Source organism: Mycobacterium sp., from assembly GCF_008709575.1.
Classification (GTDB): domain Bacteria; phylum Actinomycetota; class Actinomycetes; order Mycobacteriales; family Mycobacteriaceae; genus Mycobacterium.
On record NZ_VYIK01000024.1, the window covers coordinates 24,336 to 48,389 of the forward strand.

Annotated in this window: 22 protein-coding genes and 1 tRNA gene; 12 read left to right on the plus strand and 11 right to left on the minus strand. The window is 68.8% G+C overall.

Features of this window, described 5'->3' with window-relative positions:
• Nucleotides 1-19 precede the first annotated feature (19 nt).
• From F6Q13_RS07485 to F6Q13_RS07495, 3 genes are all read left to right on the plus strand, one after another.
• Nucleotides 20-445 carry a DUF4307 domain-containing protein gene (locus F6Q13_RS07485; protein ID WP_293054639.1) on the plus strand — a complete coding sequence of 142 codons (426 nt, stop codon included), beginning with the start codon at nt 20-22 and terminating at the stop codon, nt 443-445.
• Nucleotides 446-674: 229 nt separating this feature from the next.
• On the plus strand, nt 675-1,169 hold the full coding sequence (gene greA, locus F6Q13_RS07490) for a transcription elongation factor GreA (protein ID WP_293054641.1): 495 nt from the start codon (nt 675-677) through the stop codon (nt 1,167-1,169).
• Between the two features lie 42 nt (nt 1,170-1,211).
• On the plus strand, nt 1,212-1,898 hold the full coding sequence (locus F6Q13_RS07495) for a GPP34 family phosphoprotein (protein WP_293054643.1): 687 nt from the start codon (nt 1,212-1,214) through the stop codon (nt 1,896-1,898).
• Here the strand turns inward: F6Q13_RS07495 and F6Q13_RS07500 are convergent.
• The 5 genes from F6Q13_RS07500 to F6Q13_RS07520 form a co-directional block, all read right to left on the minus strand.
• Nucleotides 1,895-3,049, minus strand: coding sequence for a cystathionine gamma-synthase (locus F6Q13_RS07500; RefSeq protein ID WP_293054645.1), 1,155 nt, complete (start codon nt 3,047-3,049; stop codon nt 1,895-1,897). The genes F6Q13_RS07495 and F6Q13_RS07500 overlap by 4 nt on opposite strands.
• Before the next feature lie 492 nt (nt 3,050-3,541).
• Nucleotides 3,542-3,952, minus strand: coding sequence for a DUF2752 domain-containing protein (locus tag F6Q13_RS07505; protein WP_293054681.1), 411 nt, complete (start codon nt 3,950-3,952; stop codon nt 3,542-3,544).
• A gap of 23 nt (nt 3,953-3,975) precedes the next feature.
• Nucleotides 3,976-4,365, minus strand: a complete 390-nt coding sequence (locus F6Q13_RS07510) for a CD225/dispanin family protein (RefSeq protein ID WP_293054647.1) — start codon at nt 4,363-4,365, stop codon at nt 3,976-3,978.
• A 106-nt stretch (nt 4,366-4,471) separates the two neighbouring features.
• Nucleotides 4,472-5,866: a cystathionine beta-synthase gene (locus F6Q13_RS07515; RefSeq protein WP_293054649.1), complete on the minus strand. Its 1,395-nt coding sequence runs from the start codon at nt 5,864-5,866 to the stop codon at nt 4,472-4,474.
• 48 nt (nt 5,867-5,914) lie between these two features.
• Nucleotides 5,915-6,955 (minus strand): alpha/beta hydrolase, encoded by a 1,041-nt coding sequence (locus F6Q13_RS07520; protein ID WP_293054650.1) that lies wholly within the window; start codon nt 6,953-6,955, stop codon nt 5,915-5,917.
• 235 nt (nt 6,956-7,190) lie between these two features.
• On the opposite strand from F6Q13_RS07520, the gene F6Q13_RS07525 reads away from it, so the two are divergent.
• Both F6Q13_RS07525 and F6Q13_RS07530 read left to right on the plus strand, forming a co-directional pair.
• Nucleotides 7,191-8,159 (plus strand): SGNH/GDSL hydrolase family protein, encoded by a 969-nt coding sequence (locus F6Q13_RS07525; protein WP_293054652.1) that lies wholly within the window; start codon nt 7,191-7,193, stop codon nt 8,157-8,159.
• Nucleotides 8,160-8,204: 45 nt separating this feature from the next.
• On the plus strand, nt 8,205-9,422 hold the full coding sequence (locus tag F6Q13_RS07530; protein WP_293054654.1) for an acetyl-CoA C-acetyltransferase: 1,218 nt from the start codon (nt 8,205-8,207) through the stop codon (nt 9,420-9,422).
• A 59-nt stretch (nt 9,423-9,481) separates the two neighbouring features.
• Here F6Q13_RS07530 and F6Q13_RS07535 read toward each other — a convergent pair whose 3' ends face one another.
• Nucleotides 9,482-10,336 (minus strand): Bax inhibitor-1/YccA family protein, encoded by an 855-nt coding sequence (locus F6Q13_RS07535; protein ID WP_293054656.1) that lies wholly within the window; start codon nt 10,334-10,336, stop codon nt 9,482-9,484.
• Nucleotides 10,337-10,591: 255 nt separating this feature from the next.
• Here F6Q13_RS07535 and F6Q13_RS07540 point away from each other — a divergent pair, with 255 nt between their 5' ends.
• The 3 genes from F6Q13_RS07540 to F6Q13_RS07550 are packed head-to-tail and all read left to right on the plus strand — an operon-like array spanning nt 10,592 to nt 13,484.
• Nucleotides 10,592-11,641, plus strand: coding sequence for an enoyl-CoA hydratase/isomerase family protein (locus tag F6Q13_RS07540; protein ID WP_293054658.1), 1,050 nt, complete (start codon nt 10,592-10,594; stop codon nt 11,639-11,641).
• Entirely contained in the window at nt 11,638-12,423 is a 786-nt protein-coding gene (locus tag F6Q13_RS07545) for an enoyl-CoA hydratase (protein ID WP_293054660.1), read from the plus strand. Before F6Q13_RS07540 ends, F6Q13_RS07545 begins: the two co-directional genes overlap by 4 nt.
• Before the next feature lie 59 nt (nt 12,424-12,482).
• Nucleotides 12,483-13,484, plus strand: coding sequence for a patatin-like phospholipase family protein (locus F6Q13_RS07550; RefSeq protein WP_293054662.1), 1,002 nt, complete (start codon nt 12,483-12,485; stop codon nt 13,482-13,484).
• A 30-nt stretch (nt 13,485-13,514) separates the two neighbouring features.
• Here the strand turns inward: F6Q13_RS07550 and F6Q13_RS07555 are convergent, their stop codons facing one another.
• From F6Q13_RS07555 to F6Q13_RS07570, 4 genes are all read right to left on the minus strand, one after another.
• Nucleotides 13,515-14,375: a class II glutamine amidotransferase gene (locus F6Q13_RS07555; RefSeq protein ID WP_293054664.1), complete on the minus strand. Its 861-nt coding sequence runs from the start codon at nt 14,373-14,375 to the stop codon at nt 13,515-13,517.
• A gap of 90 nt (nt 14,376-14,465) precedes the next feature.
• Entirely contained in the window at nt 14,466-16,115 is a 1,650-nt protein-coding gene (locus F6Q13_RS07560; protein WP_293054666.1) for a long-chain fatty acid--CoA ligase, read from the minus strand.
• A gap of 46 nt (nt 16,116-16,161) precedes the next feature.
• The gene (locus F6Q13_RS07565) at nt 16,162-17,205 is read right to left on the minus strand and encodes a YncE family protein (RefSeq protein ID WP_293054668.1); all 1,044 of its coding nucleotides are present in this window, start codon (nt 17,203-17,205) and stop codon (nt 16,162-16,164) included.
• Nucleotides 17,206-17,487: 282 nt separating this feature from the next.
• A tRNA-Leu gene (locus F6Q13_RS07570) sits at nt 17,488-17,561 on the minus strand.
• A 509-nt stretch (nt 17,562-18,070) separates the two neighbouring features.
• Between F6Q13_RS07570 and F6Q13_RS07575 the strand changes: the two genes are divergently transcribed.
• Both F6Q13_RS07575 and F6Q13_RS07580 read left to right on the plus strand, forming a co-directional pair.
• Complete coding sequence (locus F6Q13_RS07575; protein WP_293054669.1) at nt 18,071-18,883, plus strand: PE domain-containing protein; 813 nt, start codon at nt 18,071-18,073, stop codon at nt 18,881-18,883.
• 52 nt (nt 18,884-18,935) lie between these two features.
• Nucleotides 18,936-20,132, plus strand: a complete 1,197-nt coding sequence (locus F6Q13_RS07580; RefSeq protein WP_293054683.1) for a PPE family protein — start codon at nt 18,936-18,938, stop codon at nt 20,130-20,132.
• 24 nt (nt 20,133-20,156) lie between these two features.
• Here F6Q13_RS07580 and F6Q13_RS07585 read toward each other — a convergent pair whose 3' ends face one another.
• Entirely contained in the window at nt 20,157-21,428 is a 1,272-nt protein-coding gene (locus F6Q13_RS07585; protein ID WP_293054671.1) for a PPE family protein, read from the minus strand.
• Between the two features lie 206 nt (nt 21,429-21,634).
• Between F6Q13_RS07585 and F6Q13_RS07590 the strand changes: the two genes are divergently transcribed.
• A complete protein-coding gene (locus F6Q13_RS07590) occupies nt 21,635-22,408 on the plus strand; it encodes a response regulator transcription factor (RefSeq protein WP_293054673.1) in 774 nt (257 codons plus the stop codon).
• Nucleotides 22,405-23,889: a HAMP domain-containing sensor histidine kinase gene (locus F6Q13_RS07595; protein WP_293054675.1), complete on the plus strand. Its 1,485-nt coding sequence runs from the start codon at nt 22,405-22,407 to the stop codon at nt 23,887-23,889. The genes F6Q13_RS07590 and F6Q13_RS07595 overlap by 4 nt, the downstream gene beginning before the upstream one ends.
• The last annotated feature ends 165 nt before the right edge of the window (nt 23,890-24,054 follow it).

Below are 24,054 nucleotides of genomic sequence, written 5' to 3' on the forward strand. Positions count from 1 at the left end.
CGGCATGACACGCGCACCGATGAGCCGAACTTCCGTCCCTCCCCGCTACGGGCGTCGGCGGATGTCCGCGGCCGCCCGGCGCCGGATCGCCGTGGCGCTGGGCGGGATGGTGCTCGCCGTCGGCGTCCTGCTCGCGGTTGTCGCTCAGCAGCGGCTGGGCACCGCCGAGGTGACGGGCACCCTGGCCGGTTACCGCCTGGTCGACGACGAAACGGTCTCGGTGACGATCAACGTCACTCGCGCGGACCCGTCACGCCCGGTGGCCTGCATCGTGCGGGCGCGCAGCAAAGACGGCAGCGAGACCGGCCGGCGCGAGGTGCTGATCCCGCCGTCGCAGGCGAGGACCGTTCAGGTCACCACCGTCGTGAAATCGCGCCGCCCGCCGGTGATGGGCGACATCTACGGATGCGGCACCGACGTACCCGGCTACCTGAGGCCCTCGTGAGGGCCCTCGTGGGGGGCCTCGTGACAGCGTCGGCGTTTAGCGCAACCGCCAGCAGGGAAAATGTCTTCGACGGCTGCTCGGGCGGTGCTAAAATGCACGAATGCACGGTTCCTGCTGGGGCCGTGTATTGCTGCTTTAGCGGCAATACGCGCGGTGCACCGCCCGCCAGCACGACCGAGAACCGCCGAGGACACGATGCGGACCCGTCCAACATGAGGAGCGCGACGAGATGACGGATACCCAGGTGACCTGGTTGACCCAGGAGTCACACGACCGGTTGAAGGCCGAGCTCGATCAGTTGATCGCCAACCGCCCGATCATCGCCGCCGAGATCAACGACCGTCGCGAGGAGGGGGATCTGCGCGAGAACGGCGGATATCACGCTGCTCGCGAGGAGCAGGGCCAACAGGAGGCCCGGATCCGGCAGTTGCAGGAGCTGCTCAACAACGCGAAGGTCGGCGAAGCCCCCACTCAATCCGGCGTGGCGCTGCCCGGTTCAGTGGTGAAGGTGTACTACAACGGCGACGAATCCGATACCGAAACGTTCCTGATCGCCACCCGCCAAGAGGGCGTCAAAGACGGAAAGCTCGAGGTGTACTCGCCCAACTCCCCGCTGGGTGCGGCGTTGATCGACGCGAAGGTCGGCGAAACCCGCAGTTACCGGGTTCCCAACGGCGACACGGTCGAGGTGACGTTGGTCAGCGCAGAGCCCTACCAGCCTTAGTTCCGCTGCGAGTAACGAATCCGGCCGGGGTCGCGTGCACTGATGGCGCGGATCGCCGAGGATTTGCTTCTGCTGCTGCTCGACAACGCCTCGGCACGGCCGGGGCTGGATCGCGCCCGGCGCGAACGCGTCCTGGCGGCCGCGGCGTTGCTCGATTTGGCGCATGCGTGCCGGATCCGTCCGGCGATCGACGGCGAGCCGGTGCAGGCGGGGCGGTTGATGGTGCTAAGCGGACCCCCTCCGGACGATCGGGTGCTGGCCCCCGCGCTGCAGCTGCTGCTGCGTCGTCCCATCAGCCCGGCCACGGCGATCGCCAGACTGCGCAGCGAAACCCCCGCGGCGGTGTTCGCGCAGCTCGAGCGTGACGGTCAGATTCGACGGGTTCGCCTGCAGCGCAATGGCATCCGGGGTATCAAACCAACGTACGCGTGGCCGCTGATCGACCGCGCCCGGGTGTCGCAGGCCCGTGCGGCACTCATGTCGACGTTGTTCGATGAGCAGCGACCCGCCCCGACGACGGCCGCGATCATCTCGCTGCTGTACTTGATCGACGGCCTGGGCGCTGTCTTGAGCCTGAGCGAGCGCGGCTGGGAGTGGGTAAGCAGCCGCGCCGGCGATATCGCCGGCGGCGGTTGGGTCGGTGACTGCGAACCCGGGCTCGCCGAAGTCAACCTCGCGGTGACGACCGCGGCGATCCGCCCGGTGCTGACTGACCACATCCGCCGCTAAACGCCCAACGCCCGGTCGAGGTCGGCGATCAGGTCGTCAATGTGCTCGATTCCCACCGACAGACGCACCAGGTCGTCGGGAACCTCCAGCCGCGAGCCGGTCGTCGACGCGTGCGTCATCGCGGCGGGATGCTCGATCAGCGACTCCACCCCACCCAGCGACTCGGCCAGGATGAACAGTTCGGTGTTGGCGCACAGGCTTTCCGCCGCGGGCCGGCCACCGCGCATCCGCACCGACACCATGCCGCCGAAGCCGTGCATCTGCCGTGCGGCCACCTCATGCCCGGGATGGCCGGGCAGACCCGGGTACAGCACCGCGCCAACCGATCGATGCCCGGCCAGGAATTCCGCGACCGCGGCGGCGTTTTCGCTGTGCCGCTGCATCCGCAGCGGCAGCGTCTTGAGCCCGCGGATGGTCAGGTAGGCGTCGAACGGCCCGGGCACCGCGCCGGCCCCGTTCTGCAGGAAACCGAATGCTGCATCGAGCTCTTCGTCGTTGGTGAGCAGCGCTCCACCGACCACGTCGGAATGCCCGCCGATGTATTTGGTGGTCGAGTGCAGCACGATGTCGGCGCCGAGCGTCAACGGTTGTTGCAACGCAGGTGAAGCAAAAGTGTTGTCCACCAACACTTTAGCTGAACTTCCGGCCGCCAGCTCGACGATCGCGGCGATATCGGCAATCGACAGCAGCGGGTTGGTCGGGGTTTCCACCCAGACCAACCGGGTTTTCGGAGTGATCGCGGCGCGGACCGCGTCGACGTCCCCCAGTGCTACCGGCGTGTAGGCCACACCCCATCCGGTGAACACCTTGTCGATCAGCCGGAAGGTGCCGCCATAGGCGTCGTCGGGGATGACCAGATGGTCGCCGGGGCGCAGCACCGCCCGCAGGGCGCAATCCCCAGCGGCCATCCCCGAGCTGAACGCCCGGCCGAACCTGGCCTCCTCCACCGCGGCCAGCGAAGCTTCCAGCGCGGCGCGGGTCGGGTTGCCCGTGCGGGCGTATTCGAATCCGGCGCGGAGCTTGCCCACCCCGTCCTGGCCGAACGTGCTGGCGGTGTAGATCGGCGGATTGACCGCGCCCGTCGCAGGGTCGGTGTGATAGCCGGCGTGGATGGCCTTGGTGGCAAGCCCGGTGGCGCGCTGTTCGCTCATCAACGGCCAGCCTAGCCAGGTCAGACTTGTTCTAGCTGCGGCGCCTGTCGAGTATCTGCGTCGCCGGGCTCTGCAGGCAGTGGTGGCGGCCCCGTATTCGAGCCCCGTGACGATTGGACATGCTCATCGAGAGTCTTTCCCATCCGGCCTCATCCGCCCGATGCCGTCGGCGCGGCGCGGTACCGCCCGACCACCACCGTGACCGAACACGACCAAGCCGCCCACGCCGCCGCCGACACGTCGATCCCGATGCCGGCACCCGGCCACCCGGGGCGAGCTACGCACCACGGTCACCGAGACCGGACGCCTCGGCTGGACCGACGCCCTGCCAGGCCCGCAGCGCTCGAGCGCCTTGCAACCAATCGATAGCCATATGGAAAGCGTTTCGGTGGTCTTCTGTGGGCTCATGCGTTTTCACCAGCTTGGCCCCGACCGTGGGGGGTTCTGGGGCTGGCCGCACAAAAGGACCCACAGACCCGCCGGCCCGAGCGGTCACACCCGCAGCGCGGCGAACGGTCCGAACGGCAGGTTACGCACCACCAGCCATCCAGACACCACCAGCAACGTCACCGGTGCCGCCCAGCGATGCCGGTGCCAACTCCAGATCCGCCGTCTGGTCAGCCGTCCGTACGCCCAGCCCGCATACACCCACCCCAGCAACACCAGCACCACCAGCCCCAGCGCGTTGAACCTCGCCGCGGCCGCCACGTCGCCGTGCAAGACCGCGTACAGCATGCGCAGGCTGCCGCAGCCGGGACAATCGATGCCGAGCAACAGTTTGGTCGGGCACGGCGGAAGCACACCGCCGGGAGTGGTCGGGTCGGCCCACCACACCAGCGCGCAGGCCGACACCACGCCGAGGGCCGCCCCGAGCGGGGCGACGGAGTGCCGCGGGATCGGCACGGCCCGGCGCGCTGTCACGCCGGTCACGATGGCGGGGCCGACATCACCGCGAGGTTGACGATGATCGCGATGAGGATGCCGATGCCGCCGATGATCGCCGACCACAGCGCCCACTTCTTGGCGTCCTCGGAAGCTCGGTGCGCCTCGGCGTATCTGCCCTGCGCCCACAGCCCGGAAACCTGGGTCGACTTCACGATCGACACGATGCCCAGGGGAAGGCAACACAACACGGTGACCAGGATGGCCCAGACCAGATAGTTGTTCGGGGGCGCACCGTAGCCCGGCGGCGGGGGATACCCGCCGCCCTGCGGCGGCGGCGGCGGCGGATAATTACCGGGCGGCGGCGGCGGATAGTTTCCGGGAGGCGGCGGCGGATAGTTTCCCGACGGCGGTCCGGGCGGTGGTGCGGTCATCGACGCCTTCCTCGATAGGGCTGTGCCGGCTCAGTGCGGCGGTGCAGACCCTACCGGATTATTCCGCCCGGGGGGCGCGACAGCCCGGTGAAGCACCGCGGTCACGTCAGCGGCGCCGCGGCCCCTCGGACAGAAAGCCCAATAAGTCCTGCCGGGTGATAACCCCGACCGGCTTGCCCTCCTCCACCACCATCAGGGCGTCCCAGTCCCGCAGCGCCTTGGCGAGGACGCCGAGAGACTCGCCGGATCCGATCATCTTCAAGGCGGGGCTCATGTGCATCCCGACGGCGTCGGCCAGTTTCGCGCGGCCCTCGAAGACCGCGGACAGCAGCTCGCGTTCCGACACGCTGCCGGCGACCTCACCGGCCATCACCGGCGGCTCGGCACCGACGACAGGCATCTGGGACACCCCGTACTCGCGCAGGATGCCGATAGCGTCGCGCACGGTTTCCGACGGGTGGGTGTGCACCAGGTCGGGCAGGACACCGGCTTTGCGGCGCAAAACGTCGCCGACCGTGGGTTCTTCGACGGAACTGTCGAGCGGAGCGCGCAGGAACCCGTAGGACGACATCCATGCGTCGCTAAAGATTTTCGACATGTAGCCGCGACCGCCGTCGGGCAGCAACACCACGATCAGGGCGTCCGGTCCGGCCTGCTCGGCAACCTTGAGCGCGGCCACCACCGCCATCCCGCATGACCCCCCGACCAGCAGCGCCTCCTCACGGGCCAAGCGCCTGGTCATGTTGAACGAATCGGCATCGGAAACCGCAATGACCTGGTCGGGCACGCTCGGGTCGTAGGCCGCCGGCCAGAAATCCTCGCCTACTCCCTCGACCAGGTACGGGCGGCCGGTCCCCCCGGAGTACACCGAGCCCTCCGGGTCGGCGCCGATCACCTGTACCGCTCCGCCGGAGATCTCTTTGAGATAACGGCCGGCGCCGGTAATCGTGCCGCCGGTGCCGATCCCGGCCACGAAATGGGTTACCTGCCCGTCGGTGTCGGCCCAGATTTCCGGGCCGGTGGTCTCGTAGTGGCTGGCCGGGCCTTCGGGATTGGAATACTGGTCGGGCTTCCAGGCACCGGCGATCTCGGCGGCCAGCCGGTCGGAGACGCTGTAGTAGCTGTCGGGGTGGTCCGGCGGCACCGCCGTCGGGCACACCACCACCTCGGCCCCGTAGGCACGCAACACGTTCTGCTTGTCCTCGCTGACCTTGTCGGGGCAGACGAACACACACCGGTAGCCGCGGCGCTGCGCGACCAGCGCCAACCCCACGCCGGTGTTGCCCGACGTGGGTTCGACGATGGTGCCACCCGGTTTCAGCTGACCGCTGGCCTCGGCGGCGTCGATCATCTTGACGGCAATACGGTCTTTGCTGCTCAGCCCGGGATTGAGGTACTCGACCTTGGCGACGATCCGGCCGAGCCCGTCGGGAACGACCGAGGTCAGCTCGACCAGCGGCGTGTTGCCGATGAGTTCACTGATGTGCTGCGCGATCCGCATGTCTTCATGGTCGCAGGTTGCCCATCCCGGGTCCGCCCGGGATGGCGGTCAGCTTTCGCCGGTGGCCTCGCGGATGTAGTCGCCGATCTGTCGCAACGAGCGGGTGGCCTCCGGTACCAGCGGCGCGGCCAGCTGGAAGTCGTGGATCTGACCCGGCCAGATCCGCACCTCCGCCGGGACACCCGCGGCCGCCAGCCGGCGGGCCGCCAGCTCTGCGTCATGCAACAGCACCTCGGATCCCGACACGTGGATCAGTGTTCGTGGCAGGCCGGGCTCGACGTGGTCCAGCGGCTCGTACGTCGGCTCCGGCTTGCCGTCGACCGGGTTTTTGGCAGCAGCGCGGGCGACCAGCGAAATCAGCGCATCGAACGCTCGCGCCGAGAACATCGCGTCGACCTTGATGTTGGGATGCGCCTGCTTGGGCTGCTTGGCCAGCTGCAGCAGCGGCGAGATAGCCACCAGCGCCGCCGGCTCCTCGTCCTGCTGCTGCAGCCGCTGCGCCAGCGCCAATGCCAGGTAACCCCCGGCCGAGTCGCCGGCCAGCACAATTTGTTCGGGCTCGTAACCGCGCGAACGAAGCCAGCGGTAGCCGTCGTGACAGTCGTCGAGCGCCATCCTGATCGAATGCTTGGGAATCAAGCGGTAGTTGACCGCCAGCACCGGGGAGTCGGCATACCGCGACAGCGCGGTGACGATCCTGCTGTGCGAGTTGGCCCCACAGGTCAAAAACGCGCCGCCGTGCAGGTAGAGCACCACCCGTCGGCGGCCGTCGGCCGGCAGCACCCCGGGGGCACGCACCAGCTGCGCGGTCGCGTTGGGCAGCTTCACGATGGCCCGCACGGTGCCCGGGCTCGCCAGCAGCACCCGACACGTGTGATCGATCGCGCCCCAGGGCCAGGGCAGGTGCGGAACATAGCTGCCCAGAGCCAGTGTGGGCCGGACCGTCAGGTGGGTGACCAGCGATACCAGCCGGGCCGCCAGGCTGGGGCCAGTCTCGACGACCTCGACGGGCGTGCCATCGCTGACCGGCACCCGACGTGCGCGCAACCCGTCGCGGGCGCGGTGGGATACGTCCGTCAGCACGGTCATGCTCAACTCCTACGTCGTTGTAGTCAGTCGACGAAGTAGCAGAGCATCCGGTTCGTTGTTGCCCCGACGGGGGGTTGTCCACGCTGACACTCGGCCAACCTCGAAACCTAGCTTGACACCTGTAGTCATTTCAACCATCAAAAATTCTGATTCGATACCACAACTGGTCCGCACTGTAACCAGCTCGTGGCTGGACGGCCCCGATGGCGCCGACGCCCGAATTAAACTGGGGGGCGTGAAGTTAGGCGCGCCGCGGCGTTCGACGATTGCACTGGCCGCAGCGGGTGCGTTGGCCTCGACGGGAACCGCTTATGTCGGCGCACGCAACCTGCTGATCGGCCAGGCCGAACACGCGCGCAGGATCATCCCCAAGTCGTGGGACATTCCGCCGCGCGCCGACGGGGTCTACACCCCCGGTGGCGGACCCGTGCAGCGCTGGGAGCGCGGAATGCCCGTCGACCTGCATCTGATGATCTTCGGTGACTCCACCGCCACCGGGTACGGCTGCCGTGACGCCGAGGAAGTACCCGGAGTCCTGCTCGCCCGCGGGCTCGCCGAGCGAAGCACCAAGCGGATCCGGCTGAGCACCAAGGCGATCGTCGGGGCCACCTCCAAGGGGCTGTCGGGCCAGGTCGACGCGATGTTCGTGGCCGGGCCGCCGCCGGATGCAGCGGTGATCATGATCGGGGCCAACGACATCACCGCGCTCAACGGAGTGGGGCCGTCGGCACGCCGGCTCGGCGCGGCGGTGCGGCGGCTGTGCGCCAGCGGGGCCGCGGTCGTCGTCGGCACCTGCCCGGATTTCGGAGTCATCACCGCGATCCCGCAGCCCCTGCGCTGGGTGGCCCACGCCCGCGGATTGCGGCTGGCCCGCGCCCAAGCGGCCGCGGTCCGGGCGGCCGGCGGTGTGCCGGTGCCGCTGGCCGACCTGCTGGCGTCGGACTTTCTGCACGCACCGGCACTGTTGTTGTCCGACGACCAGTACCACCCCTCGGCCGCCGGCTACGCGCTGGTCGCCGGTCAGCTGCTGCCCGCACTGTGCGAGGCGCTCGGTGAATCCAGTGACAACCTGGCACCCGCGTTGGTGTCGGCCGACGAGGCCGCCGGCGCCGACAGGCGTGGCAGCCGGGCCGTCGTGTCGCGGCTGCTGCGACGGCACACCACCGGGGTGCCGGCACCTGTCGTCATGTCCACGAGTCGGTAGCAGCTAGATTCGGTGCTGACCCGTAGCCCACGGAAGGACTCGACCGTGCCGGAAGCTGTCATCGTCTCCACCGCCCGCTCCCCGATCGGACGCGCGGCCAAAGGCTCGTTGGTGAGCATGCGGCCCGACGACCTGGCCGCTCAGATCGTGCGCGCCGCGTTGGACAAGGTTCCCGCACTCGACCCGCATCAGATCGACGACTTGATGATGGGGTGCGGCCAGCCGGGCGGCGAGTCCGGCTTCAACATCGCCCGGGTGGTCGCCGTCGAACTCGGCTACGACTTCTTGCCGGGCACCACCGTCAACCGGTATTGCTCGTCGTCGCTGCAGACCACCCGAATGGCCTTTCATGCGATCAAGGCCGGCGAGGGCGACGCGTTCATCTCGGCCGGGGTGGAAACGGTGTCCCGGTTCGCCCGCGGCACTGCGGACTCCTGGCCCGACACCAAGAATCCACTGTTCGCCGAGGCAGAGCAACGGTCGGCCGCGGCGGCGGCCGGCGCCGAGGAATGGCACGACCCGCGGGCCGACGGCACGCTGCCCGACGTCTACATCGCGATGGGCCAGACCGCCGAGAACGTCGCGCTGCTGACCGGGATCAGCCGGGAGGACCAGGACCGCTGGGGAGTGCGCAGCCAGAACCGCGCCGAGGAGGCGATCAAGAGCGGCTTTTTCCAGCGTGAGATCACGCCGGTCACGTTGCCCGACGGCAGCACGGTCAGCGTCGACGACGGCCCGCGGCCCGGCACCACCTATGAGAAGGTCAGCCAGCTCAAGCCGGTGTTTCGGCCGAACGGCACCGTGACCGCGGGCAACGCCTGCCCGCTCAACGACGGCGCGGCCGCGGTGGTGATCACCAGCGAGCAGAAGGCCAAGCAGCTCGGCCTGACCCCGCTGGCCCGCATCGTGGCCACCGGAGTCAGCGGGCTGTCCCCGGAGATCATGGGCCTGGGACCGATCGAGGCCACCAACAAGGCGCTGGCCCGCGCCGGGATGTCGGTCGCCGACATCGACCTGTTCGAGATCAACGAGGCGTTCGCAGTGCAGGTGCTCGCTTCGGCGCGCGAGCTGGGCATCGACGAAGACAAGCTGAACGTCTCCGGTGGCGCGATCGCCCTCGGCCATCCGTTCGGGATGACCGGAGCCCGGATCACGGCCACGCTGCTGAACAACCTGCAGACCTACGACAAGACGTTCGGCCTGGAGACGATGTGTGTGGGCGGCGGTCAGGGCATGGCGATGATCATCGAGCGGTTGGCCTGAGCGCGATCGACCCGAAAGCCCGGGCGCGGTGTACGCCCGGGCTTTCACGTGCTGGCTGGCTAGTCGTTCTGCAGATAACTGAGCAGCCGCAGGATCTCGATGTAGAGCCAGACCAGGGTGACGGTCAGGCCCAGCGCGATGCCCCAGGCCGCCTTCTCGGGCGCGCCGGCGCGGATCATCTGATCGGCCGCGTCGAAGTCGATGAGGAAGCTGAACGCCGCCAACGCGATGCACACCAGCGAGAACATGATCGCCAGCGGGCCGCCGCCGCGCAGCCCCAGGCCTTGCCCGTGGTCGACACCGAACATCGCCAGAACCAGGTTGCCCAGCATCAGCGCCAGCACACCGAACAGGCCGGCAACGATCATCCGGGAGAATTTCGGGGTGACACGAATCGCACCGGTCTTGTAGACCACGAGCATACCGACAAAGACCCCTAGAGTTCCCAGGATCGCCTGCCCGATCAGCACCCCGGCGTTGGTGGTCGATACCGCGAAGTGCGCCAGCAAAAAGGAGATGGCGCCCAGGAACAGGCCCTCCAGCGCGGCGTAGGTCAGCACGATGGCCGGGTTGTCCTGCTTGCGCCCGAAAGTGGCGAGCAGCACCAGTCCCAGACCGCCGAAAGCACCGACGAAGGTGAACGGACCGGCCCAGGCCTGGTTGCCTGCCACCAGGAAGTAGGACACCGCGGCGACCGCCGACAGCACCGCCAGGGTGATCCCGGTCTTGGTGACGACGTCGTCGATCGTCAGCGGGCGGGCGACAGCGGCCCGCTGATCGAGATACGGGGCCGCATAGGGGTCAGGCTGCCCATACATGGTCGCGGCACCGCCGGCCATACCAGGGCCGAACTGCGCGTATCCGCCCCGCTGTTTGGGCAGCGAGCGAAATACCGGGTTGCTAGTCTCCCGCACCGTCGGATCCTCTCTTCATATGCTCTGGTCTTGGGCTGAGCTACATCTCGTCAACGACCTGTGGTCGTGGTTTGGTTCCCGCCGAATTTCCCAGAATCTCCCAGGTCCAAATCTCCCAGGTCCAAATCTCCCAGGTGTTGGCCGATCTTGTCTAGCTACTGGTCTAGCTAAACCTTACCCGCGGTCAGGGCGCAGCGGGTAACGATCTAGATTCCTCAGGAGTTGGCCAAGATTTAACGAGGGGAGACCGCACCCGTGACGGGCGAATCCGACGAGATCTTGACCCGCGTGCAGGACGGCGTCGGTTTTGTGACCCTCAATCGCCCGAAGGCGATCAACTCGTTGAACCAGCACATGGTCACCGTGCTCAGCGCGGTCCTCGCCGAGTGGGGCAGTGACGACGCGGTGCGCACGGTGGTGCTGTCCGGGGCCGGGGACCGCGGGTTGTGCGCCGGCGGCGACGTGGTGGCGATCTATCACAGCGCCCGCGCCGACGGGGTCGCCGCCCGGCAGTTCTGGCACGACGAGTATCTGCTCAACGCCCAAATCGGCCGGTTCGTCAAGCCGTATGTGTCGCTGATGGACGGCATCGTGATGGGCGGGGGCGTCGGTGTCGGCGCACACGCCAACACCCGGGTGGTGACCGACACCACCACGATGGCGATGCCCGAGGTGGGTATCGGGTTCATTCCCGACGTGGGCGGCACCTTTCTGCTGTCCCGGGCACCCGGGTTGCTGGGATTGCATGCCGCCCTGACCGGCGCACCGTTTTCCGGCGCCGACGCGATCGCGCTCGGATTCGCCGACCACTACGTTCCGCATGAGGAGCTCCAGCGACTACGCCGGTCGATCGTCGACGACGGAGTGAAGCGCGCACTCGCCCAACACGCGGTCGAGCCACCGCCGAGCAACCTTGTCGCACAACGGGATTGGATCGATGACTGCTACAGCGGCGACACCGTCGCCGATATCGTGGCGGCGTTGCGCGGCCACAGCGCCCGCCCGGCCCGCGACGCGGCCGACGTGATCGCGACCCGTTCCCCCATCGCGCTGTCTGTCACGCTGGCCGCGGTGCGCCGAGCCGCAAAGCTGGCAACCCTGGAAGACGTTCTCACGCAGGAATATCGGGTGTCCTGTGCGTCGCTGCGCTCACACGACCTGGTGGAGGGTATTCGCGCACAGCTGATCGACAAGGACCGCAACCCGAAGTGGTTGCCGGCCAGCCTGGCCGAGGTCAGCGCAGCCGACGTGGAAGCCTACTTCGCCCCCGCAGAACCGGACCTGACGTTCGAGGAGAAGCCATGACCGCAGATGCGGCTTATCAAACCATCCTGGTCGAACGAGACGGGCGGGTCGGTGTCATCACGCTGAACCGACCGCAGGCGCTCAATGCGCTCAACACCCAGATGATGAACGAAGTGACCAGTGCGGCTGCCGGATTCGACGACGACACCGATATCGGCGCGATCGTCATCACCGGCTCGGCGAAAGTATTCGCCGCCGGCGCGGACATCAAGGAAATGTCGCAGTTGGGATTCGCAGATGTCTTCGCCGCCGACTATTTCGCCCCGTGGGGTAAATTTGCGGCTGTTCGCACGCCCACGGTCGCCGCCGTGGCGGGACACGCGCTGGGCGGCGGGTGCGAGTTGGCGATGATGTGCGATGTGCTGATCGCCGCCGACACCGCGAAATTCGGCCAACCGGAGATCAAACTCGGCGTGCTGCCCGGCATGGGCGGCTCACAGCGCCTGACTCGCGCGATCGGCAAGGCCAAAGCGATGGATCTGATCCTGACCGGCCGCAGCATCGACGCCGCCGAGGCCGAACGCGCCGGGCTGGTCTCGCGAGTCGTCCCGGCCGACGATCTGCTCAGCGAAGCCAAGGCCGTCGCCGCCACCATCGCGGGCATGTCGCTGTCGGCGGCCCGGATGGCCAAAGAAGCCGTCAACCGGGCGTTCGAATCCACGCTGGCCGAGGGTTTGCTCTATGAACGTCGGCTGTTCCACGCGGCGTTCGCGACCGACGACCAGTCCGAGGGGATGGCTGCGTTCATCGAGAAGCGGCCGCCGAAGTTCACCCACCGCTAGGCCCGCGCGCCGATCGTGACGCTGGCGTCACGGCCGCTGGGCTGCCGCAGAATGAGGGTATGGCCGATGCCGCACCCGTCGATCCCCGCCGCGTCGTCGGCGGGCCCGGGCCCCGGGTGGCGCTGGCGTTGGGCAGCGGCGGTGCGCGCGGCTACGCCCACATCGGGGTGATCGATGAGCTGCGCGAGCGCGGCTACCGGATCGTCGGGGTGGCCGGTTCCTCGATGGGCGCGCTGGTCGGCGGCCTGCAGGCGGCCGGACGGCTCGACGACTTCGCCGAGTGGGCCAGGGCGCTCACCCAGCGGGCCGTGCTGCGGCTGCTGGACCCCTCGATCAGCGCGGCCGGGGTGCTGCGGGCGGAGAAGATCTTGGACACCGTGCGCGAGATCCTCGGTCCGGTCGACATCGAGGAGCTGCCGATCCCCTATACCGCGGTGGCGACCGATCTGATCAACGGAAGGTCGGTGTGGCTGCAGCGGGGCCCGGTCGACGAGGCCATCCGGGCCTCGATCGCGATTCCCGGGGTGATCGCCCCGTACGTGATCGACGGACGGCTGCTCGCAGACGGCGGAATCCTCGACCCGCTGCCGATGGCGCCGATCGCCGCGATCAACGCGGACCTGGCGATCGCGGTGAGCCTCAACGGCAGCGAGAGCGGTGCCGAACGCGAGGCCGACACCAGTCCCGCGGCGGACTGGTTGAACCGGATGGTGCGCAGCACGTCGACACTGTTCGAGGCCACCACCGCCCGATCGCGGGCAGTGCTGAACCGATTCGGCGCCGCCGGGGAGCCCGCGGACGCTGCGGGCCAGGCCGACGAGGCCGACGCTCCGAAACTGGGCGGCCGTTTCGAGGTGATGAACCGCACCATCGACATCGCCCAGGCCGCGCTGGCCCGCCACATCCTCGCCGCGTACCCGCCCGACGTGCTGATCGAGGTGCCCCGATCGGCCTGCCGCAGCCTGGAATTCCACCGCGCGGCCGAGGTGATCGACATCGGCCGCGGTCTGGCCGCCCGCGCACTCGACGACCTGGAAACCGTGCCCGCGACCGACCGCTGATCACCTCGACAGGCGCATTGGACCACGTGGTCAGCCCTGCTGGGCGGCCGCTGCCGCCGGACTCAGATCCGAACGGCGCAGCTGATATCGCGGTGGATCGGGCAGCACCAGGTCACGTCTGATCTGCAAATCGGCGTTGACGTGCACCAGTTCCCCGGGCGAGATCAGCTGCCAGCCCGGGTCGTCGTCCATCGGCTCGCTGGCGAACACCACCGAAGGCCGGGCCCGCAAGTGCTCGCAGTGCGCCCGAATCCGGTTCGTGCGCAGGTGGAATGCAGCATCGGCGGGCGGGTCGCGACGGTCCAGCAGGTAAAGCTGATGCGGCTCGGGATAGCGCAGCGCCCACATATCGGTGGCCGTGCTCAGCAACACGTTGAGCGCATAAATCGGCACCTGGGCCGCCAACCAGGCCACTGCGTCGAGCAACCCGGCTCGCACGTCACCGTCGCACTCCCGGATCGAGGCGGTGATCAGTGCGAACACCCGTTCGGAATCGGTCTGGCCGAGCACCAGGCCGGCGGTGCCGACGTCAGCCAGCCGCCGGTCGAGCACCTCGAGACCGGCCAGCGTCCCGTTGTGCGCGAAGATCCGCCCGGCCTGCAGGAACGGATGGGTGTTGACCAGCGTCTGCGATCCGGCCGTCGCATAGCGGACATGCCCGATGAACGTGGTACCGGTCAGCTCCTGGGCCGCGGTGGCGAAGCCGACGTCGTGCCAGGCGGCGACGGGTTCCTTGCGCACCTGCGGGCGGCCCGCCCCGTCGAACACGCCCAGCCCGGTGCCGTCCGGATTCTTTCTGCTTTGCGCGGCCAGGTTGTCCGGGGCATCCAGCAGCCAGAAGGTGGCGTCGACGACAGCGGTTCCGGCATGCAGTCCGAACAGGCGGCACATCTCTTCAGCCTGACAGCTTTCTGGGCGGCGACCAAACAGCAGGCGAGCAGCACCAGCCCATGCGATCGCGCGTCCGCGCGCGCCGGTTCCTCAATCGCGCACCTCGACGACCCGGTAGCCACTTTCGGCATGCCGGGCCCGGATGGCCTTTTTGTCGTACTTGCCGACGCTGGTGCGTGGAATTTCCTCGACAAAGGTCCAGCGTTCCGGCAACCACCACCGAACCACCTTGTCCGCGAGGTAGTTCCGCAGCTGGTGGGCGAGCTGATGGGCGCTGACCGAGGAATCCTTGGCGACGACGACCGCCAGCGGCCGTTCCTGCCAGCGCTCGTCGGGAACCCCGACCACCGCGGCCTCGACCACGTCGGGATGGCCGACCAGGCAATTCTCCAGCTCGACGGAGGAGATCCATTCCCCGCCGGATTTGATGACGTCCTTGGCCCGGTCGGTCAGCGTGATGAAACCACGCTCGTCGATGCGGCCCACATCCCCGGTGCGCAGCCAGCCGGATGCGAACTTGGCCTGGTCGACACCCCCGTAGTAGGAACCGGTGATCCACGGGCCACGAACCTCCAGTTCGCCCACGGCCACGCCGTCGTTGGGCAGCACGGTGCCGTTGTCGTCGACGATGCGGGCCTCGACACCGCACACCGGCCGGCCCTGGGTCGCGCGCAGCGCCCAGTACTCCTCGGGCGGCGTTCCCGGCGGTGGCCACGCCATGGTGGCCATCGGCGACGTCTCGGTCATCCCCCACAACTGGCGGATCTGGACACCGTATTTGTCTTCGAACGTGCGCATCAACGAAACCGGGACAGCCGAGCCGCCGCAGGCGACCAGCCGCAGCGACGACAGGTCATGGGCGGGTTCTCGCTCCAGGTAGTGCAGCACGTCGTTCCAGATCGTCGGCACCGCTCCGGCCACGGTCGGGCGCACCGTCTCGATCATGGCGACCAGCGACCCCGCATCGAGGTGGCGATCCGGCAGCACCAGGTCGGCGCCGGCCATCAGTGCCGCATACGGCAATCCCCAGGCGTTGGCGTGGAACATCGGCACCACCGGCAGAACACAGTCGCCGGAACCGACCCCGATCCCGTTGCTGGTGCAGGTCGCCATCGTGTGCAGATAACTGGACCGGTGGCTGTAGACGACCCCTTTGGGGTTGCCGGTAGTGCCGCTGGTGTAGCACATGGCCGCCGCGGAGTTCTCGTCGACGTCGGGCCAGCCGAACTCGGTCGACTCGGCGGCGATCACGTCGCGGTAGCGCACCACGGTCTTGCCCGACTCCTGCAGGGCGGCAACAGCCTCTTCGGGACCCTCTCCGACGACGATCACGGTCTCTACGGTGGCCAGCCGGCCCAGTATCGGCGCCAGCAGTGTGGCCAACGACGCGTCGACCAGCACGACCCGGTCTTCGGCTTCGTTGGCGACATAGACGATCTGGTCGGCGAACAACCGGATGTTGAGGGTGTGCAGCACCGCTCCCATCGCCGGGATCGCCAGGTAGCCCACCAAGTGCTCTTGGTTGTTCCACATGAAGGTGGCGACCCGCTGGTCGCCGGTGATGCCCAGGCGCCGCAGCGCGTTCGCCAGCTGCGCGGCCTCCCGACCCAGTTCTGCGTAACTGCAGCTGCGGTAACCGGTACCGGTCGCGGTGGTGACACGGCGGGCTCCGTGGACGCCGCATGCGTACCGCAGTATCGACGCGATCGTCAACGGGTAGTCCTGCATGGTGCTGAGCATCGACGTACAGCTTATGTTTCCCGGCACGCGCCGGTTCACCCGCCGGTCAGATCAGGGCGGGCTGCCCCTGCAGCAGCTCAAGCAGGGCGACCTCGGCCTCCTCGGGCAGCGGGGCCGCGGTGGTGGTACAGCTGATCGCCAGCACGTTGACGGTGCCGGCGTAGTCGGCGACGTAGAGGTAGTCACCGGCGGGGCTTTCGACTACGCACGAGGGGTGGTCCGCGACAGCGATGGCGTCGACGACGCCGAGACTGTGCGTGCTCAGGACGAGGACGCTCTCGTCGTCGACGAGGTAGGCCCGCTCGCCGTCACGGCTCAGCGTGAGCTGGGTGACAAGACCGCCCACGTCGCTGATCTTGGCGGTGCCGATCACCGCGCCGCTGCCGGTGTCGACGACGTGGACCACCGCGCCGAGGTCGGTGCCGCAACCGAGCACGTAAGCCCGGTCGCCGTGCGGGCTGAGCGCGACGTCGCGGATCGGGGGGCCGATCGCGATCGTGCCGAGCGCGCGGTACCGGTTGGTGTCGATCACGGTGAGCTCCGCACCGGTGGGCCACTGGACCGCGACGTAAAGCCGGGACCCGTCCGGGCTCACCCGCACACAGTCCGGAATGGCTCCGGGCTCTGCCCCGCCGGCCGTCAGACTTATCGCGTCGACGCGTTCGGCGGCGGTGTCGATCACGGCAACGTCGGCTCCGAGAGCCGCGGCACGGCAGGCGTAGACGTACCGGCCGTCCGGGCTCGCCGCGAGATCGCGGACGCTGTGCGCCACCGGGTAATCCCCGATCACCCGGTCGGTGCCGGTGTCGATCACCAGGATCGAGTCATAGGCCGCCGACACCGTGCTGACATAGGCCCGGGCGCCGGCGATCGCGATGGCGAACGGTTCGCCGACTCCGGCGAGGGTCCAGCTGCGCGTGCACGTGTCGGTGTCGAGCGACGAGACGCTGTCGTCGGCGTGCTGCGTGACCATCAGCGTGCCCCCGTGCGGCGTCACGGCTATCCCGCTGACGGCACCCGGGCGTACCCCGATTCGAGCCACTGCAGAGTAGCTGACATCGCCCACGGCGGTACCTGCGCTTTCGGTCATCACCCCGAGCATCGGGCACGCATACCGACTAGGCGCGCCGCTATGCCCACCTGGTCGCGACGGCGCTGGTCTGCGCGAGTTCAACATTCGAACCTACGTCGAAAAGGCGACGTTTTCCGCGCGTTGTAGCCGACATCACAGAAATTGCGCTGCCGGGATTCCCCGGCGGCGCGCTTCAGAGATGCTGCCCGCCCCGCCCACCACGACCCCGCCGCGCGCTGGTCACGGCCGGCCGGCGTCAAACGTCTTGCCCGCATGTCCGGACTCCGGCACCGGGTCGCGTGCCCCCAGTCGGATTCGAACCGACACTGGACGGATTTTAAGTCCGCTGCCTCTGCCGATTGGGCTATGGGGGCTCGGCGGCGAATGTAACGCGCAACCGCCGGAGTCGACACGGCAGGACCGGTTCGCCGCCGTTTGCTCGTCGCGCCGCACGGTGTCGCGCGGCGCGTGGACAACGACGGCAACAATGACAGCAATGTGTCCACGGTCGCCGCGTCAAGTCTTACCGCCCATCAATTAACAAGCCGTTAAGGAACTTTCACCAGGTGGAGTTGGCATCTCTGATAAGCCTCCCGGGGCGTCTTCGGTGGCCACACCTCCTGCGGCGCGACGGCCGCCGCCGGCAGCCTGGGCGGGTATCGGTTCGGCGTCAGCCGCCTGACGCCGCACGACGCCGATGTCGGCAAAGCGTTAAAAACACGCTGGTGGGCGTTAGGAAAACGTTAACGACTTCTCACACTAACCTTCCGTACGGGCAACTGTGGAGGGTGACTCGGTAGTGCCCTGCCCAAGTCCCTGCTAGGTCCCTGCCCAAGTCACTAGCCGACCCTTGGCGGGCCGGCCTTTTTTGAGGGGAGAAGTCATGTCTTTCGTCACCACGGCACCTGAGGCGTTGACCGCGGCGGCCGGCAAGCTGGCGGGAATCGGCTCGGCGCTCGGCGCCGAGAACGCGGCGGCGGCACCCCCGACCACCGGTGTGGTCCCCGCGGCCGCCGACGCGGTGTCGGCACTGCAGGCGACGCAGTTTTCCGCCTACGGCACCCTCTACCAACACATCAGCGCCCAGGCGGCGGCCATCCACGAGATGTTCGTGCACACCCTGACAACCAGCGCGAATTCGTACGGCGCTACCGAGGCCGCCAACTCGACGGCGGCCGGATCGTCGGGGTCCGGGCTGGGGCTCATCAGTTTGCTGACGGGCCAGGGGGCATACGAACTGGTGCCCGGCGCGGCGAGCAACAGCGGCATCGTCGGAATCATGCAGCTGAGCAATTTCGGCTCCGCCGCCTCCGACCTGCTGCAGCTGGGAAGCGCCGGCTTCCTGGCTCCGGGCACACTGACCACCGCCGGCATCCCGGAGACCTGGCTGGCCGGTGCCGCGGCGCCGGCCGCTGCGGGCGGCGCCGCTGGTGCGCCGGTGGTAGCCGGCCTGGGCCAGGCACCCTCGATCGGAGCTCTGTCGGTGCCGCCCAGCTGGGCTGCGGCCGGCGGCCCGGCGGCCGGCTCCATACCGGCGACGTCGGCGGGCTGGAGCGCCGCGGCCCCGCACAGCACCCCGGTGAACACCCTCCCGACCGGCCTGCCGTCGGTGGCCACGGCCGGAAAGACCGCCGGCTTCGGGGCGCCGCGCTACGGCGTCAAACCGACCGTGATGCCGCGGCCCAGCGTCGTGTAGCGCCTGAATCCTATTCGCCCGCAGACGATTAACTATTGGAGGATTGACCATGATGGACTTCGGAGCATTGCCCCCGGAAGTAAACTCGGCGCTCATGTACACCGGACCGGGCTCGGCGCCGATGATGGCCGCCGCGTCGGCGTGGAACAGCCTCGGCGCGGAATTGAGTTCGGCGGCCAGCGCCTACGAGTCGGTGATTTCCACGCTCAGCGGCGAGGAGTGGCTGGGTCCGGCGTCGGCGGCGATGGCCGCCGCGGCCGCCCCCTATCTGGCCTGGCTGAATTGCACCGCCACCGCCGCCGAGCAGGCCGCCGCGCAGGCCGCCGCGTCGGCGGGGGCGTTCGAGGCGGCGTTTGCCATGACCGTGCCGCCGCCGGTGATCGCCGCCAACCGAGCCCAGCTGGCTGCGCTGGTCGCGACCAACTTTCTGGGCCAGAACACGCCCGCCATCGCGGCCACCGAGGCGCACTACGCCGAAATGTGGGCCCAGGACGCCGCCGCCATGTACGGCTACGCAGGCTCCTCGGCCAGCGCCGGGGTGTTGCGGCCGTTGACCTCCCCGACTCCGACCACCAACCCGGCCGGGCTGGCGGGCCAAGCCGCCGCGGTGTCGACCGCCGGCACGCAGACCGGGCTGTCCCAGCTGGTCGCCAACCTGCCCACCGCCATGCAAGCACTGGCGTCCCCGCTGGCCGGATCGACCGGAACGTCGGCGGCGGCATCACCGGCCGGCCTGCTGTCGGAACTCATCAACTCGACCGAAAACATCGGGATCTGGAACGGAGCCGAAACCTACACCGGCATGTTGGGCAACATCGGGGCCTGGAACATGTTCGCCGGTATTACGACGGCCGTCGGGTTGGCCAACGCCCACGGTGCGGGTATCGGCGGTGTCGACGGTTTGGCGGCAGGTTTGGGGACCACGGGATTGGCGAACGCCGCGGCGCCGGCGGTCCCGGTCGCGACGACCGGCGTCGGCGCGGCGCCGGTCCTGGTGTCGGCGGGGCAGGCATCCGCGGTCGGCGGGTTGTCGGTCCCGGCCGCGTGGTCGCCGGCGACCCCGGCGGGTACCGGTTCGGTGACGCTGGCCGGCACCGGCTGGAGCACCGCCGCCGAGAACACCCCAGTCGAAGCCGTGCCCGCGGGTATGCCGGCCGTCGCTTCGGGCGGGCGCGCGGGCTTCGGGTTCGGTGCGCCGCGGTACGGCGTCAAGCCCACCGTGATGGTCCGTCCCGTCGTGGCCGGATAGCGCAGCACTGACGGCCCCGGTGATCTACCCCGCCATCGGCGAGTGCGGTATCACCCGGGGGCGTGCGTCGATGAGCGCGGCCAGGCCGTCGTCGTGACGCCCGGCCATGCTCACCAGGGGAAGCCTGGGCGTGCCGGGCGCCGCGGTCGACACGGCCGGCGCGGCGCTGCCGAGATGAGCGGCCGGCAACGCCATCGCGGCGGCGGGACTGATCGGCGCCGCCTCCACCGCGGCCGCCCAGGCCTGCGGCACCGACAGCGCGCCACCCAGCGACGCCGCCTGGCCCATACTCACCGACGCACCGGCGCCGGTCAGACCGGTCAGTCCGGTCAGCGAGGCCAAGGCCTGGCCCTCGGCGCCCAACCCGGCCAGGGCCGGCACCGCGCCGGCCCCTTCCGACAGCGTCGACACGCCCGTGTAATCCAGCCCGACCCCGAAGAAATCCATACCGAGTCCACCCACGTCGGCGGCGACCCCGCCGGCGTCGGCGCCCACGCCGGTTCCCACGCCGAACGCCACACCGGCCGGCGACTCCAGGAACGACGCCAGGCCCCCTACGCCGGCTGCGGCGCTACCCGTGCTCGCCGTGGCACTTTTGACGGCGGTCTTGCCCGGCGCGCTAGCCAACGCCGTCAGCGCACTCGCCGGGGAAGACGCGGCCGACGCCGCCGACGCGCCGCCGACCGCCATCCCGGTGACCGATGTCGACTGCGCCGGCTGCGTCAGTCCCTGCAAGATCTGCGGAACCGTCATGGTGGGACCCACCGGGTTGGTGGTGGTGCGCGGCGCCGCGGTGAACGGGGGCAGCGTCGCGGCGGCCGCGGAGCGGCCGGCGTAGCCGTACATGGCGGCGGCGTCCTGGGCCCACATTTCCCCGTACTGCGCCTCGGTGGCCATGATCGCCGGGGTGTTCTGGCCCAGGAAGTTCGTCGCTACCAGGGCGGCCAGCTGTGCCCGGTTGGCCGCGATCACCGGTGGGGGCACCGTCATCGCCAACGCGGCTTCGTAGGCGCCGGCCGCCGCCCGGGCCTGGCCGGCGACCTGCTCGATCTTGCCGGCGGTCGTGCTCAACCACTGCACGTACGGTGCGGCCGCAGCGGCCATCGCCGCCGAGGCCGGGCCCTGCCACGGGCCGTCGATCAGCCCGGAGATCACCGCGTCATAACTGGTCGCCGAGGACTGCAGCTCCAGCGCCAACGTCTCCCAGACCGCCGCGGCGGCCAGCATCGGCGCGGCACCCGGCCCGGCATACAGACGCCCGGAGTTGACTTCCGGTGGCAGCGCACCGAAATCCATTGCTCTCCTTACTCTTTACAGAACCTCTATGCGGCCCAGTATTTTTCGCATGAACGTGTCTTCTCAAGCCGGTTGACCGGATGCATAGAAAACGCAAATCCGGCATGCCGCGACGGGACCGGGCCGGTGCCGTAAAATATGAAAACGCTATGAGCCGCCGCGGCAATGCCATCAGCGGGCATGGGAATTCGGGACAATGTAGGGACATGACGGCAACCACGGGTCAGCAGCGCGACCAGCGGCCCCGGCAGGCCATCCTCGGACGGCTGCCCCGCATCAGCCGGGCCGACGGATCGCCGATCCGGGTTTTGCTGGTCGACGACGAGCCGGCACTGACCAACCTGGTCACGATGGCGCTGCGCTACGAGGGCTGGCAGGTCGAGGTCGCGCACAACGGCCGCGACGCCGTCACCACGTTCGAGCGGTTCGGCCCCGACGTGCTGGTGCTCGACATCATGCTGCCCGACATGGACGGACTGCACATCCTGGCGCGGGTGCGGGAGTCGCAGGCCGATACCCCGACGCTGTTTCTCACCGCGCGGGACTCGGTGATGGACCGGGTGACGGGCCTGACCTCAGGCGCAGACGACTACATGACCAAGCCGTTCAGTCTCGAAGAACTCGTCGCCCGGTTGCGCGGACTGCTTCGCCGTACCGGCCAGTCGGCCCCGCCACCCGCGGAGATTCTCACCGTCGGCGACCTCACCCTCGACGGCGCCGCCCGCGAAGTCACCCGCGCCGGCACGCCGATCCCGCTGACGTCCACGGAGTTCGAACTGCTGCGATTCCTCATGCGCAATCCGCGTCGGGCGCTGGCCCGCACGGAAATCCTCGACCAGGTCTGGAACTACGACTTCGCCGGCCGGACCAGCATTGTCGATCTGTATATCTCATATCTGCGCAAGAAGATCGACGCCGGCCGGCTGCCGATGATCCACACCGTGCGCGGTGTCGGGTACTCGCTGCGACCGCCGGAATGACCCCGGGCCGGTGGTGGCATCCCCGATCACTGCGGCGACAGCTGGTGTTGGGCGTGTCGGCCGTTGTCTGCGTGGTGCTGGTGGCGGTGGGTCTGGTCTCGGTGCTGAGCCTGCGCGGGTATGTCACGACGATGAACGACGCGGAAGTCGCCGAATCGCTGGACGCACTGACCCACTCCTACGCCCGGTATCGCAGCGGCGAAAGCGCGCATGCCGGCTGGCCGATCGGGCAGGCGATGCTGGAATTCACCGGGCAAAACGCCGGAAACGTCATCGCGGTCCTGCAAAACGGGAAAGTGATCGGCTCGGCGGTCTTTTTCGAAGACGCCCCGCGACCCGCCGCGCCCGATGTCGTCGCGGCTATCGAGGCACAACCCTGGCGCGACAGCCCGCCACGCGCGGTCACACTGGGCAGCCTGGGTTCATTCCGGGTGGGCAGCCACGGTGTCGGGGCTGACCGCGTGGTCGTGGGGGTCTCGCTGGATCTCGCCAACCGGACCATCGCCCGCCGAACACTCATCGCCACAGTGCTTTTGGCGGCCGCGCTGGTGATCACCGCCGGACTCACCGTCTCGGTCGTCAGTTATGCGCTGCGCCCGCTGCGCCGCGTCGCCGCGACCGCCGCGGAGGTGGCCGCCATGTCGCTGACCGGTGACGAGCACCGGATCACGACCCGGGTGCAGCCCGGCGACACCGACCCCGACACCGAGGTCGGAATCGTCGGGCACACCCTGAACCGCTTGCTGGACAACGTCGACAGCGCGCTGGCGCAGCGCGCCGAATCCGACCGCCGGATGCGCCAGTTCATCACCGACGCCAGCCACGAGCTGCGCACCCCGCTGGCCGCGATCCAGGGTTATGCCGAACTCACCCGCCAGGACAGCTCGGCGCTGCCGCCGACCACCGAGTACGCGCTGGCCCGCATCGAGTCCGAAGCACAGCGAATGACCGCACTGGTCGACGAACTGCTGTTGCTGTCGCGGTTAGGCGAGGGCCAGGACCTGCAGTCCGAAGACGTCGATGTCGGTGACGTGATCATCGACGCGGTGAACGACGCCGCGGTGGCCGCACCCACGCACCGCTGGCTCACCCACCTGCCCGACGAGCCGGTGTGGGTGCGCGGTGACCGCGACCGACTGCACCAACTGGTCAGCAACCTGCTGCGCAACGCGCACGTGCACACCCCCGCGGGCGTGACGGTGACGACGACGGTGGCGCGCCACCGGCTCGACGGCCACGCCGACTACGCGGAGTTGACCGTCGCCAACGACGGGCCCGCCATCGACCCGGAGCTCCTGCCGCACCTGTTCGAGCGGTTCGTGCGCGGCGATCGGTCCCGCTCCGACGGCACCGGCAACGGGTTGGGTCTGGCGATCGTCGCCTCGATCGTCACCGCGCACGGCGGTTCGGTTGCCGCGGAATCCGCCGACGGACGGACCGTCTTCCGGGTGCGCCTTCCGACGATCGAGCTGCCCGGCTGAGCATCTTCCGCTCGACCCTGCGCACGACCGTGCAGCGAAGGCGCACTGCGTAAAGAAAGCGTCAACACGGTTCCCGCCGGCCGCCGCAGTCGCCTAGCGTCGTTTCCGTCCTAGTGTGCCGCGCCATTAATTCGTTACATAATTGTAACGAATGAGCATCGGCGG